A 13,471-nucleotide genomic window follows, 5' to 3' on the forward strand; every position below is an offset into this window, starting at 1 on the left:
ACTTTTGGCACGCTGTTGAGTTCTCAAGGAACGGACACTTCCTTCGGACCGCCTTCCAGCGGGCCCTCCGGGCGCTTCGTTCTTTCGTGTTCCCATCTTATCAGACGTTTTCCGCCCCGTTTCCGGCGCTTCGTTCATCCAACTCGCTGGTGTCTTCTGCGGCTTGACGCCCCGTCCGACGTTTCAAACTCTAGCCGATCCCTACTCCGAAAAGCGAATCGGCCGCAATCCAATAAAACGAACACGCCGAATAGGAACCAAGCCGCGACAAGACGCGACCCAGCCCGAACCAGGACATGGCATTTCAAGAGGATTGGCCGCCCCGGGACCGTCCGCGCCGATGCGTGTCCGGTGCTCCCTGCCGAGCGACTAGGGAACACTACCCCTGGTCGGCGCCCAAGACAAGTAAGGACCGCGCGGCCACCGCACGGGACCGAACCGGTGGTTCCAGGCCCCCCGGATGCGGGCTCCGCCCCGGCGGTGGAAGGCATCACGGTGCCGGCCGGCGCGGTCGGCTGCCGACCGACCCCCCGAGGAAGCCATGGATGTGGCCAGTACCGTCACGCTCTCCGTCAACGGTGACCAGCACACCGTTGAGGTGGATCACCGCCACACGCTGCTCGACCTGCTGCGCGAGCGGTTGGCGCTGACGGGGGCGAAGAAGGGATGCGACCACGGACAGTGCGGGGCGTGCACGGTGCTGCTGGACGGGCGGCGGGTGAACAGCTGCCTGGTGCTCGCGGTCGCCCAGGACGGGGCCGCGGTCACCACGGTCGAGGGCCTGGCCGGCGGCGACCGGCCGCACCCCCTCCAGCAGGCGTTCATCGAGTACGACGCGTTCCAGTGCGGCTTCTGCACGCCCGGGCAGCTCTGCTCGGCGGTAGGGATGCTCGCGGAGGCGGCGAAGGGCTGGCCGAGCGCCGTGACGGACCCCGACCCGCAGGCGCCGTCGCCGCTGGACGAGGCGGAGATCCGCGAACGCCTCAGCGGCAACCTCTGCCGGTGCGGCGCCTACCCCGGCATCGTCCGCGCCGTCCGGGAGGTCGCCCCGTGAAGCCCTTCGGCTACCACCGGCCCGCCGACATCGCCTCGGCCGTGGCGCTGGCCGCGCAGGTCCCAGGAGCCAGGTTCCTCGCCGGCGGCACCAACCTGGTCGACCTGCTCAAGCTCGGTGTGGAGGCACCGGAGCTGCTGGTGGACGTGAGCCGGCTGCCGCTCGGCCTGGTGGAACCGGTCTCCGGCGGCGGTCTGCGGATCGGCGCGACGGTGCCCAACAGCGAGCTGGCCGCGCACCCGCTGGTCCGGCTGCACTATCCCGCGCTGTCCCAGGCCCTGCTGTCGGGAGCGTCCGGGCAGCTGCGCAACCTCGCCACCACCGCCGGCAACCTGCTCCAACGCACCCGCTGCCCGTACTTCCAGGACGTCACCAAGCCGTGCAACAAGCGCGTCGCCGGCTCCGGCTGCCCCGCGCGCGAGGGCGTGCACCGGGATCTGGCCGTGCTGGGGGCCTCCGCGGACTGCGTGGCCACCCACCCGTCCGACCTCGCGGTGGCACTGACGGCGCTGGACGCCGAGGTGCGGCTGACCGGTCCGACCGGTTCCCGCTGCTGCCCGCTCACCGAGTTCTACCGGCTGCCCGGGGACACTCCCGCCCGCGAGACCGGGCTGCGCCCCGGTGAGCTGATCACCGCGGTCGACCTGCCACCGCCGTGGTCGGGCACCCGCTCGGCCTACCGCAAGGTGCGCGAGCGGGCCTCGTTCGCCTTCGCCACCGTCTCGGTCGCCGCCGTACTGGTGGCGCGCGAGGGGAGGGTGGCACGGGTCGCACTGGCGCTCGGCGCCGTAGCGGCGAAGCCCTGGCGGGCGACGGTCGCCGAGCGGACGATGCTCGGGCAGCCCGCCACCGAGGAGGTCTTCAGGGCCGCGCTGGACGCCGAACTGGCGGCCGCCCGGCCGCTGCGGGACAACGCGTTCAAGGTGCCGCTGGCACGCGAGGTCGCCGTACGGGTCCTCGCCGACCTCACACCGCAGCAGGAGGACCTCGGATGACGGCTCACCAGGACCGCCAGGACCGCCAGGAGCAGCGGGAGCAGCGGGACACATCGCTCACCCGGGTGGAGGGGCCCGACAAGGTCACCGGCCGCGCCCGGTACGCGACCGACCACCACCCGGCCGGCACCGCCTACGCCTGGCTCGTCACCGCCTCGCTCGCGCGCGGCGTGGTGGACGCCGTCGAGGACGCCGACGCCCTCGTCGACCCGGCCGTCCTCGCGGTGATCACCCACCGCAACGCCGAGCGGCTGGCCCCGACCGACGACCCGACGCTGGCCGTGCTCCAGTCCGCGCGGATCGCCCATCACGGGCAGCCGGTCGCGCTGGTGGTCGCCGAGACCCTGGAGGCCGCCCGGGCCGGCGCCCGCGCGCTGCGGATCAGCTGCACCCGGGAGCCCCACGACGTCCTGCTGACCGCCGACCACCCGGGCCTCTACACCCCCGAGGAGGCCAACGGCGGCTACCCCGCGGAGCGCGCCAGAGGCGACTTCGACAACGCGTACCGGACGGCCCCGCACCAGGTGGACGCCACCTACCACCTGCCGCCGCTGCACAACCACCCCATGGAGCCGCACGCCGCGACGGCCGTCTGGGACGGCGGCCGGCTCACCGTTTACGACGCCAGCCAGGGCTCCGGCAACAGCCAGGAGAACCTGTCGAAGCTCTTCGGCCTGCGCGCCGAGGAGATCCTGGTGGTCAGTGAGCACGTCGGCGGCGGCTTCGGTTCCAAGGGCACCACCCGGGCGCCCACGGTGCTGGCCGCGCTGGCCGCCCGCGCGGTCGGGCGGCCGGTCCAGCTCTGCCTGGCCCGCGCCCAGCTCGCCGACCTGGTCGGGCACCGCTCCCCCACCGTCCAACGGGTCCGGATCGGCGCCGACACCACCGGCCGGATCTCGGCGCTCGCCCACGAGGTGGCCACCCGCAGCTCCACGCTGCGCGAATTCGTCGAGCAGGCCGCCGTCCCCGCCCGGATGATGTACGCCGCACCGCACAGCCGCACCGTCCACCGGGTCGCCCGGCTCGACGTGCCCACCCCCTCCTGGATGCGGGCGCCCGGTGAGTGCCCCGGCATGTTCGCGCTCGAGTCCGCCATGGACGAACTGGCCCTGGCCTGCGACCTCGACCCCGTCGAGCTGCGGATCCGCAACGAACCCGCGTTCGATCCGGACAGCGGGAAGCCGTTCAGCAGCCGCCGCCTGGTCGAGTGTCTGCGCGAGGGCGCCCGGCGCTTCGGCTGGGCCGACCGCGACCCCCGCCCCGGTGTCCGCCGGGACGGTCGGCTGCTGCTCGGCACGGGTGTGGCGGCCTCGACCTACCCCGTGCTGGTCGGTCCCGCGACCGCGGAGGCGCACGCCCGCCCCGACGGAAGCTTCCTGCTGCGGGTCAATGCCACCGACATCGGCACCGGGGCGCGCACCGCGCTGGTGCGGATCGCCGCCGACGCCCTGCGGGTCGCACCCGGGCGCGTCGAGCTGCGGATCGGCCGCAGCGACCTGCCGAAGGCGCCGCTGGCGGGCGGCTCCTCCGGCACCGCCTCCTGGGGATGGGCCGTGCACCGGGCCTGCGAGGAACTGCGCACGGCACTGGCCGAGCACGGCGGGCGGCCACCCTCCGACGGGCTGACCCGACACGCCGACACCGCCGAGGAGGTGGGGAGCACCGGCCAGGAGTACGCGCGGCACGCCTTCGGCGCGCAGTTCGCTGAGGTCCAGGTCGATCAGGACACCGCCGAGGTGCGGGTGCGCCGCCTGCTCGGGGTGTTCGCGGCCGGACGCGTCATCAACCCGCTGGCCGCGCGGAGCCAGCTGACCGGCGCGATGATCATGGGGCTGTCGATGGCCCTGCTGGAGCACAGCACCACCGATCCGTCCTTCGGCGGGCACGTCGAGCGCGACCTGGCCGCCTACCACGTCGCCGCGCACGCCGACGTCACCGCCGTCGACGCGCACTGGATCGACGACCCCGACCCCCACCTCAACCCGATGGGCTCCAAGGGGATCGGCGAACTCGGCATCGTGGGGACGGCGGCGGCGATCAGCAACGCCGTGCACCACGCCACCGGCGTCCGGGTCCGCGAACTGCCCATCCGCCCCGAGTCCCTGATCGGCCGCTGACCCGACGCCGGCCGGACACCACCGCCCGCGGACCGACTTCGCCGTTGGTGGGCGGCCGAGTCGGCGATGCAAAGAACGCCGAAGGGGCGGACGCGCAGTGCGCGTCCGCCCCTTCGGCGTTCGTGGTAGCGGGGACAGGATTTGAACCTGCGACCTCTGGGTTATGAGCCCAGCGAGCTACCGAGCTGCTCCACCCCGCGTCGGTAGTACCGACCGTACGGCACCAGACGGCGATCACCTAATCGGTTTCCCGGCAGCCACTTCCGCAGGGCCGCCCTCGCCGGCCAATCCTTCGCGGGGCCCGGCGGAGGCCGCCAGCGAGACCGACCCCGTTCCGAACTGCTGACCCGGCCCCGAGCCGATCCCCGCTCTGTGCGAGCGGGGGCGCGGGGAGACAAGCGGTGCCAATCGCTTGGAACCCCACGCCCCCAGCTACCGCTCTACTTGCGGTGCCCCAGGAGGGGATTGCCGGGCTCGTCCAACCAAGCCGCCTGTCCGGCAGGTGTCACCGTGAGCCCGTACCGCTCGTAGCCGGGGCGTCCGGCGGCCGTCCACTGGGTGTAGGCGGCCTCCGTCTCGTCCCACAGTTGCCGGGGCCCGGACTGGCGGACCTCGAACCGGGATTCCCCGGGCACGGAGTCGACCGTTGCCCAGGACGTGACGGCCGTGTCAAACAGCCACCACGTCCAGCCGCCGTCACCGAACTCGTTCCGCCGGTAGTACACGTCCGGCAGGGCGAGGGCGCAGGCGAATTGCGCGAGCCAGTCGCCCCCGATGGCTTCGGGGTCGAGGCTTGTCCAGGACTGCCCGGAGTCGCCCGGCCATTCACCGGGCAGGTAGTCGTCCACCGGAGCGCCCTGGTAGCGCTGCTGCCGCAGCATCATGAACGCCGCCGATCGGGTGAACGGACCGCTTGCCGTCCCGTCGCCGTCCACCGTGAGCCGCGCAACCGCCCCGCCGCCCAGCAACGGTGAGACGGGGCTGACGATCACCCCGCCCGGCCGGGTTTGTGCTACCCAGGCGGGCGGGATGTCCCGCAGTGACACGGTGGAGATGATCCGGTCGTACGGGGCGCGTACGCCCCACCCGAGCGCGCCGTCCCCGCACACGACTTCGGGGGTGTAGCCCGTCCTGCGAAGTGCGGTGCGGGCTTGCGCGGTGACCTGCGCGTCCACCTCGACGGTGGACACCGTTTCGGCGCCCAGGCGATGCGCCAACAAGGCCGCGTTGTAGCCGGTGCCCGTCCCGATTTCGAGCACCCGATGCCCGGGGACCGCGTCCAGGTCGGACAGCATCTCGGCCACCATGGTGGGCATGGATGCCGACGATGTGGGAGTACGGTGGTCGCCGTCCCCGGCACCGTCGTCCCACTGCGTGACGATCGGCAGGTCGCTGTAGGCGAGCCGCATCCACCGCTCGGGTTCCTTGGTCCGGCTGCACTCGGTGTCGCCGCCGTCCTCGTCCGCCCAGATGGTGTCGGGGAGGAACGCGTGTCGCGGCACGGCCGCCACGGCCGGAGCCCATTCGGTGGGCAGGGAACCGGCGTCGGTGAGCGCCGCCACCAGTGCGGCCCGCTGCTGTTCGGGGGTCAACTCTTCTTGTGCTTCGGCGCCGGGGTCGGCTGCTGGCCGTCCTTCGAGGGGTTCGGGCCGATGGCCGGCGAGCCGGGCTTGGCGTGCCCGCCGCCCCTACCGTCGTTCGGCCCACCCTTGTTCTCGTCTCCCATGGTCAGCGTCCCTTCTCGGTTCGGCTTGTAGGGGTGGTGCTGTTCCCGCTGCACCCGAGGGCGCAGCGGGAACCTGCCGTGCGGCAGGGGTAGTACCCCGCCCCGGGCGGGATGGACCTCAATCAACAGCCCGGGACGGGAGTTCGATAGCCGATCCCCCTGCCCTGCGCACAGTGTTCATCGGCTCACTTGTGCTGGGAACGGCTGCTCGGCTGGTCCACGGGTGGGGTCGGGCGGGATGTGCGCGGGGGGCGCCGAGGATGTGGCTGCGGGCCCCACGGGCGAGGAGCGCTTGGTCTGCCGTGGGTATTCCGGCGCGGTTCCAGTGGAAGACGACCATGTGCGCGAGGACGGCGCGCAGCCCGCGGGTGAGTCCTCCGTGGTGTGCGGCACCGGCGAGGTCGCTGCCCGCGTGGGCGAAGGCGTGGATGCGGTCCGCTGCCGTGTCGAGGAACTGGCCGGGTCCGGTCATGGCGATCGTGTCGGCGGCCAGCAGCACGCCGATCTTGTCGGCGATCGCGGGCGCTGATTCGGTGCCCGGTTCGGCCGCGCCCGGGCGCATCGCTGCGACCCGCGCCCAGACGTCACCTTGTTCGGTCCACTCCTGGCCGGCGGCGCGCAGCATCGCGCTGCACATCAGGATGGACAGTTCGCGGCGCCCGATCGACGGGGCGGCCTGCTGGCCGTGGTGGGTGCGGAGGGCTTCGAGCAGGATGGCGCGGCTGTCGGTGTGGAAGAGGGCGTGGGCGGCATCGACGCCCAGGGGGCCGCCGAGGGCGGCGGTCTCGGGTTCGTAGATGCCGTGCGACCAGGCGGCGATCGCCCCTTCGTCCCGGAGCCGGTCGAGGAGCAAGGCCAGACTGATCCGTAGCGTCGCCGGGTTGTTGTCCGGTCCGGAGTGAAGTCGCAGTCGCCAGTAGGGGTGTTTGCGGACGTACCACCACATGGTGACGCTGCCCCGGGCCTCGGCACGGCGCAGGGCAGGGGTGAGGCGAAGGGCGATCTGCGTCTCGGCACCGGGCCAGTCGGTGGGCTGGATGTTGACGTGGACCCAGGTGTCGGGCGGGGCCGCGATGGCGCTGCGCCCGGCGCAGCGGTAGGTCTCGGCCGCCACGGCGAGGTCGGCGGCGGGGATGCCGGCGCCGGTGGCCGCTTCGGCAACGCTGGTACCGGTGAGGACGGCCAGGATCGACCGTTCCAGCTGGGGGTGTGCGGTGGGGTGAACCATGGGGCGGCTTCTCAGGGCGGGGGCGATCAGGACAGGAGGAGGCAGGCGTCCCAGCCAGTGGCGGGGGTGCCGCCGCGGTCGGTGGCGTGCAGTGCGAGGCGGACTCCGGCGGTGCCGTCGAGCAACCCGGGTTCGCGGGCGGGGGCCCGGGCGTGGAGGAGGACGCGCAGGGCGGGCAAGTGGGCGGTGAACTGGCCCGGGCTGGTGGCGTCCTGGGCGACGCGGTGGACGGTGTGCAGGAGGCCGGCAGCTCCGTGGCACAGTCCGGCGTCGCTGATCCGGGCGAGCTGGGCGGGGTCGGTGATGCATCGCAGCAGGGCGTGCTCGGCGGCGCGCTTGCGGTGGGCGTCGCCGAGGGCGATGGCGGCGAGTTGCTGGGCGCGGGCCTGGCCAGGGACGCCGTAGCACCAGCTGGGCCGGGGCGGGCCAGCCTGGATGACCGCGCCGAGGCGGTGTTCGTCGGCGGTGACCCATTGCGGCCACCAGGGCCCGGACGGGCCGCTCTGCCGCAGGTTGTCGAGCCACTGGAGGATGCGCAGGATGGCGTCGGTGTGGCCTTCGACGAGGGCTCCGGCGCGTTTGGCGAGGGCGAGGAGGGCGAGGGGTCCGGTGATGCCGTGGGCGAGACCGAGGTTGCCGTGACCGTGGGGGAAGGCGGCGGAGGTGCGTCCCGCCGGGTCGTAGCGGACCCACCAGCCGGGCAGGTCGGTGCCGGGCAGCGGTTCGGTGAGGCGGACGAGGTAGGCGAGGACGTCGTGCAGGGTGTCGCCGCGCGGGTCGCGCTTGAGCAGGTGGGCGCCGAGGCCGGTCAGTCCGTACAGCAGGTCGTACTCGGCGGCGCGGGTGAACTCTCCGGCGTCGATGCGGGCGTGAGCCTGTTCCAGGCGGCGGTGCACGAGCTTGTCGACCGTCGCGTCCAGGGTGCGCAGCGTCTTCGCGTAGCGCTCGCTGCCGTCGGCGGCGGTGTGGAGGGTGAAGGCGAGGGCGGGTGCGCCGATGAACAGGCCGGCGTCGTCGGAGCCGATGAGGGCTTGGCGGCAGATGCCGGTCAGCCAGTCGTGGACGGTGTTCCAGCGGGTGTGGTCGAGGGCGGCGCGTTCGGCGTGGAGCAGGGTGATGCCGACGGCGCCGGAGGCGAGGGACTGGGCGGCGTGTGCGCCGGTGGGGTCGCACGGCGCGGCAGCGGTGGCGGGGGTCATCGGGGGCGGTGTCCTCGGTGTCGGTGGGTGAGGGCGAGCGCGGTGGCGCGGGCGAGACGCTGGCAGGCATGTTCGCTGTCCTGGTCGATCCCGGCGGCACGGATGTGGTGCATGTGCAGGAGCGAGGCGAGGACGGAGTCCGGGTCGGGGCCGGGGCGGGCACGCAGGCTCTCCTGGTAGGCGCGCAGGGCGGCGCGGCGACGGGCCCAGGCATGGGTGATATCGGTTCCGGTCTCGGCACGCAGCCCGGCCCAGGTGTCGGCCGGGTCGGCGAGGCGCAGCGTCTGCGCGAGAACGGCCCGGTCGAGGGCCGGCGCGCCGGTGGTGCGGGTGATGCGCTCGGCCAGCCGGGCCGCCCCGGTCACGGCGTCGCCGGTGAACGCGGCGGCGATGTCGAGGAGGCTGACGGCTGTCAGGGCCTGCCGGTCCAGGCGGCCCGGTCCGGTGTGGCGCTGCTGGGCGAGGGCGGCGGCCGAATCGGCGACGAAGACGGATTCGGCCAGCTCCAGCAGGGGGCCTCTGCCGTAGCGCCCGGTCTCCGGCTGGTAGGTGTCCCACTGAAGGCGCCCGGTGGCCAGGCCTGCGGCGCGCAGGCCGCGGGTCCAGGCCGCGAGCTGCCGGGCGAGGTCTTCGAACGGGCCGCTTCGGCGGATGCGCAGGCGCAGGTGCGGGTCCGGGTCGCGGTAGGGGACGAACCAGCAGTCCGGTTGCCCGAGCGCGGCGAGGAGTTCGGGCAGGCGGGTCAGGATCGCGCCGTGCCGGGCCGGTTGGGCGTAGACCTTCGCGAATGCCCATCGTGTCTGCGGGTCGGCCGGGTGCTCGCCGGGCGACGCCGCGCCGCAGGCCGCCAGGTCGGCCACCGGTGGTCGGTGAGTTTCCTGGAGGGAGACGAGCGGCAGGATGATCTCCACGGCGCGGCCGTTCGCCCATCCGAGGTCCGACGGGCCGGGGGCCTGCCGCAGGACCGCCGTGCCGCTGCGGCTCAGGTGGGCGCGCAGCAGCTGCCGTTGTGGGCGCTGGTCGAGGTCGAGCCGCAGGCGTTGGTCACCGTCGCCGAGGTCGACGTGCGCGGGGATCCGCAGGCGGTGCCGCACCGCGTCGAAGGCCCGCTCCCACTCCGCCGGGCTCTGGCCTCGGGCGGGCAGGCCGCCGACGTTGAGCCGCCACCGGGCCGGGGCCAGGGTGACGCGTCCGTGCCGGACCGCGGGCAGCAAGGGCAGGGCCTCGGCGAGAGGCCCCCAGGCGAACGGGGCGAGGACGGCGGCGCGGGCGTGGGACAGCTCGGTGAGGAACCGGGCGAGCGGGTGGGTGAAGTTCACCGCCTCCACGGCGTTGAACACCGACGGCTCGATCACCTGGCCGCTGGTGCGGGAGAGCAGGCGCATCCGCCGGGCGTCGGCGGTGACCAGCAGGTCCCGCAGCGGCAGCGTCCCGGGCTCGTGCTCGGCGACGGCGATCACGTCGTCCAGGACCCGCGGTGCGCGGGCGACGTTCTCGGTGCCGGTCCACAGCGGCGGGCAGGAGACCTGGGCTCGGCGGGCGCCTGCGCTCAGGGTGGGGGCGCCGCGCAGCCCGGCCGCGAGGCGGCGCAAGTCGGCGTGGGGCAGGTGGAGGAACCGGCCGATGGTCGTCCCGGCGCCCTGCGACAGGCCGGTGACCACGAGCTGGAAGGCGCGGTCGTTGAGGTGCTGCCGGCTGGCGGCGTGGATCTGGACGCACAGGTCGAGGTGGGGCGGCAGGTCGTCGGCTCGTTCCGTGCCCAGGCCGGGAAGCAGTTCGGCGAGGTCGACGGTGTTCACCGCGTCGAGGGCGGCGAGCTGCGCGGCCTCCACCAGCGTCCTGTCGCGGGCCGTGATCGGCGCGGGTGGCAGTTCGAGGGAGCTGGTGCGGTACCCGGCCGGGAAGCCCAGCCCGGTATCGGGGTTCACCAGGTCCAGCAGCGGCACGAGAGCGCCGATGCCGTACCGCTCCAGGAACCGAAGGTGGTAATCCCGCCAGGTCGGGGAGCCGGTCGGGTGGGGGCTCGCCCGGGCGAGTAGGCGGGCGGCGGTCTCTGCTTCGCGGGCCACCGTGTGCGGGATGATCAGGTCGGCGCCAAGCTGGAGGTCGACAGCGAGAGCGGGCCGGTCGGCTCCGCCGGTCAGCCTCCGCAGGCGCACGCGCTCCTCGCGCTGCCCGCGGCTGGGGGCCAGGTTGTGCACGACGATCCGGCGGTCGACCTCGCCGAGCAGCTGGACGAGCCCGCCAACCGTGGGAATCGACTCGGCCCCGGCTTCGGTGAGCCGGTCCAAGACGTGGTCCAGCGGGTCGCGTCCGGTCATCGGGGGCCGCAGGGCAGTGGTCAGGACGCCGTGGTGGACGAGCTGCGCGAGCATCCGGTGAGCCTGGTCGGGGCTGGCGCCGGGGTGGGCGTCGAGTACGCGCTTGGCCAGGTGGTCGAGACGGATCGGTTGGTGGGCGGCGTCGACCGCGGTTCGGACGGGGCCGGTGCGACGCAGGGCGACCTCGGCGGGTGCCCCGGCGGGCTGCCGGCGGTCGGGGCGGCGGAGCGGCACCACCAGGTGGTCTCCGCGCACCGTGCAGGTCTGCTCGGTGGTCACCGGCAGGCGCAGCAGCAGCTCCGGGTCGTGCTCGAGCCGATCCAGCACATCGGCGAGCCACCGGGCGTCCGGCCGGGCGATCGCGTGGTGGTCAGAATCCCAGGTACCTTCCAGCTCGGGGCCGATCCGGACCGGGGCGACGCCGGCGAACAGGCCGAAGGGCGTGGCTCGGTGGCGCTGGCGCAGCAGGTAGCGGACCAGGCTCTCGCCGATCTTCCGGACGGCACGCGGGGAGCGCACGCGGCCGTCGATGGCGTCGTCCACCCGTGCGGCGTAGGCGGGGTTGGCCAGTTGGACGGCTTCGGCGAGCTGCGGATCGGCCCAGGCGTCGGCAAGCCAGGATCGCCACGCCTCCACCGAGAGCGGGCCGTCCTCCAGGTCGGGCCACGGCCCGATCCTGGGGGTGTCGCTGTGTGCGGCGGCGCGTAAGAGCGCCACGTCCAGGGCCTGGTACATACGCGTCTCCAGTTCGGGTCCGGTGGGGTCGAGCCCGTACCCGGGCCGGGACCGTGCGGGGCCCCGGCCCGGGTACGGGTGTGGGTCAGGCGATGCAGCCGCTGTTGGAACAGGCGGACTGGCAGGTCTTGCCGCAGCCGTCGTCGGTGCTGCTCATCAGCTCGCCGATGACCGGGCCCTGCGCGACGATGGTGATGTCCAGCTCGAAGCCGGTGTCCGTGTCCGTGTCCATTTCCATGTGCGTCCTCCTTGGGGATCTGATGGATGGGTTCGATGGTGCGTCACCTGGCGGCCGGGCGGCAGCTATGCCTTCTCGGGCCAGGAGATCGTGATGCGGGTGTGGGTCTTGTCGACCACGCGGCCCGCGGACAGCCGACCGTCGGGCGCTCCGGCCGGGTGGACCTCGAAGTGGGCCCCGGGTCCGCCCCGGTGCTCCCGGTCCCAGGTACGGATCTCGTCGACGAGGTGGGCGGCGGCAGCGGCGGCAGCCGGGCCGTGTCCGTAGGCGCCGAGTTCGAAGCGGGTCCGGGTCTCGTCGGCGGGCCGGACGGTGCGGTAGGCGAAGGTGCCGCCGACCGCGAGCGTGGCCACGCCCAGCGGGGACGCAGACGCGACGATGCCCTTGTCTCGCGCAGCCGGTGTCGCGGTGAGCCTGGTGTGGCCGTCCAGCGCGGTGGCCAGCCACAGGTCCAGATCGTCGATCGGCTCCTCGCCGCCGACCGTCACCCCCGACCACAGCTCCTGTCGGGGCGAGGCCAGCGCCGCGCGCAGGGCGTCGACGTCCACCTGGTCGCCGTCGTCCAGCCGCAGCCCGACCTCCTCGCCCGGCACATCGTGCAGCAGCACCAAGCGCTCGCGGTTCTCCTCCGCGCCCTGCATCGGCACGAACCCGCACAACTCGTACCCGGTGCTCACCAGGTGGCCGCCGTCGCGGACCAGGACGATCGAACGCATCAGGCCGCGCACACGCAGCGGCACGACGATCCGCCCGCCCGGGGCGAGCTGCTCCAGCCACGCCGGCGGCACGTCCGGCGCCCCCACGGTGACCACGATCAGGTCGAACGGGCCGTGCTCCGGGACACCGAACGCGCCGTCGGCGGTGACGACCCGCACATGCGCGTACCCGGCGTCATCGAGCATCCGGCGGGCCCGGCCGGTAACCTCCGGGTCGATGTCCATGGTGGTGACCGCACCATCGGGGGCGACGAGTTCGGCGAGATAGGCGGCGAACATCCCGCCGGAGCCGATCTCCAGGACGTTCTCACCGGGCCGCGGATCGGCCTGTTCCAGCATGAACGCCTGGACGTCTGCGGCCGAGACCGAGCTGATCGCGAGCCCGTCCCGGTCCCGCTTGGTCACCACGGGCCGCTCCGGGTCGTAGGCGTCGACGGGCTGCGCCTCGGGGGCGAAGTGCTCGCGCGGCACGCGGGCCATGACCTCGGCGACGCGCTCGGTGCGGATCGTCCCGTCCTCGCGCAACGTCTTGACCATGGCGGCGCGCAGGGTCTCCGGGGTGCCGGAGGCGGGTTCGGTGTTCACGACGGTCTCTCCTTGGGGTTGGTACGCGTCGGCTTCGACGAGCCGGCTGTTGTCCGCGGGTGGCGAGGAGTCTTCTCAGCTAGATGACGGGCAGTACGGGCCCCATCTGGGCTGCCAGGTAGGCGAGTTCGAGGGCACGCATGTGGTGGATGACATCTTCGAGCTCGTAGCTGAGCGGCTGCCGGCGCAGGCCTGTGCCCGTCGGCCCCTTCGGTTCTACGGCGGCGGGTTGCGCTCGACACGGGGGACGGACGGGGCCGTGGTGATGGAGCCGTAGCGCCCGCAGGTGGTTGCGGCCGGGAATCCGGTACCACTCGCACAGTTCCTCGGCGGTCGCACCCGCGTAGTACGAGCTGAGGATCGCGATCCCATGCTGCCGCCAGTCCTGCGGGGTGTCGTTGCGCGGCCCGGTGCCAGCCTCGGCCTCCGCGTTGCTCGGTCGGCGCGGGCTGAGTGCCATCGTCCGTCAGATCCCTTTCTGCTTCGAGCCCTTGGCCGGGCGGCGTGTAACCGCAGGCCTGTGTCTGGTGTCGGAGCCGACCGCCCTCAGGGGGTGC

Annotated in this window: 11 protein-coding genes and 1 tRNA gene; 3 read left to right on the forward strand and 9 right to left on the reverse strand. The window is 73.3% G+C overall.

The genetic code is table 11. From position 1 onward, the window contains the following. The first annotated feature begins 541 nt into the window (after nucleotides 1-541). The 3 genes from AC07AL_RS35155 to AC07AL_RS35165 are packed head-to-tail and all read left to right on the forward strand — an operon-like array spanning nucleotide 542 to nucleotide 4,166. Complete coding sequence (locus AC07AL_RS35155; protein ID WP_478319360.1) at nucleotides 542-1,054, forward strand: (2Fe-2S)-binding protein; 513 nt, start codon at nucleotides 542-544, stop codon at nucleotides 1,052-1,054. Beyond that, nucleotides 1,051-2,049, forward strand: coding sequence for an FAD binding domain-containing protein (locus AC07AL_RS35160; RefSeq protein WP_363588802.1), 999 nt, complete (start codon nucleotides 1,051-1,053; stop codon nucleotides 2,047-2,049). The genes AC07AL_RS35155 and AC07AL_RS35160 overlap by 4 nt, the downstream gene beginning before the upstream one ends. After that, entirely contained in the window at nucleotides 2,046-4,166 is a 2,121-nt protein-coding gene (locus AC07AL_RS35165) for a xanthine dehydrogenase family protein molybdopterin-binding subunit (RefSeq protein ID WP_478319361.1), read from the forward strand. The genes AC07AL_RS35160 and AC07AL_RS35165 overlap by 4 nt, the downstream gene beginning before the upstream one ends. Nucleotides 4,167-4,289: 123 nt before the next feature. Here AC07AL_RS35165 and AC07AL_RS35170 read toward each other — a convergent pair. The 9 genes from AC07AL_RS35170 to AC07AL_RS35210 all read right to left on the reverse strand — a co-directional run bounded on the left by AC07AL_RS35170 (nucleotide 4,290) and on the right by AC07AL_RS35210 (nucleotide 13,374). After that, a tRNA-Met gene (locus AC07AL_RS35170) sits at nucleotides 4,290-4,366 on the reverse strand. A 240-nt stretch (nucleotides 4,367-4,606) separates the two neighbouring features. Beyond that, entirely contained in the window at nucleotides 4,607-5,758 is a 1,152-nt protein-coding gene (locus AC07AL_RS35175) for a methyltransferase domain-containing protein (protein ID WP_478319362.1), read from the reverse strand. Further along, nucleotides 5,755-5,892: a hypothetical protein gene (locus AC07AL_RS35180; protein WP_363588808.1), complete on the reverse strand. Its 138-nt coding sequence runs from the start codon at nucleotides 5,890-5,892 to the stop codon at nucleotides 5,755-5,757. Before AC07AL_RS35180 ends, AC07AL_RS35175 begins: the two co-directional genes overlap by 4 nt. A gap of 118 nt (nucleotides 5,893-6,010) precedes the next feature. Beyond that, nucleotides 6,011-7,120: a thiopeptide-type bacteriocin biosynthesis protein gene (locus AC07AL_RS35185; protein WP_478319363.1), complete on the reverse strand. Its 1,110-nt coding sequence runs from the start codon at nucleotides 7,118-7,120 to the stop codon at nucleotides 6,011-6,013. A gap of 26 nt (nucleotides 7,121-7,146) precedes the next feature. Then, complete coding sequence (locus AC07AL_RS35190) at nucleotides 7,147-8,319, reverse strand: lanthionine synthetase C family protein (RefSeq protein WP_478319364.1); 1,173 nt, start codon at nucleotides 8,317-8,319, stop codon at nucleotides 7,147-7,149. Next, entirely contained in the window at nucleotides 8,316-11,375 is a 3,060-nt protein-coding gene (locus AC07AL_RS35195) for a lantibiotic dehydratase (protein ID WP_478319365.1), read from the reverse strand. The genes AC07AL_RS35190 and AC07AL_RS35195 overlap by 4 nt, the downstream gene beginning before the upstream one ends. An 85-nt stretch (nucleotides 11,376-11,460) precedes the next feature. Continuing rightward, complete coding sequence (locus AC07AL_RS35200) at nucleotides 11,461-11,613, reverse strand: FxLD family lanthipeptide (RefSeq protein WP_363624321.1); 153 nt, start codon at nucleotides 11,611-11,613, stop codon at nucleotides 11,461-11,463. Nucleotides 11,614-11,678: 65 nt separating this feature from the next. Then, a complete protein-coding gene (fxlM, locus tag AC07AL_RS35205; protein ID WP_363624319.1) occupies nucleotides 11,679-12,914 on the reverse strand; it encodes a methyltransferase, FxLD system in 1,236 nt (411 codons plus the stop codon). Between the two features lie 79 nt (nucleotides 12,915-12,993). Further along, entirely contained in the window at nucleotides 12,994-13,374 is a 381-nt protein-coding gene (locus tag AC07AL_RS35210; protein WP_478319366.1) for a hypothetical protein, read from the reverse strand. Nucleotides 13,375-13,471 lie beyond the last annotated feature (97 nt).

Source organism: Kitasatospora sp. NPDC043949, from assembly GCF_056435365.1.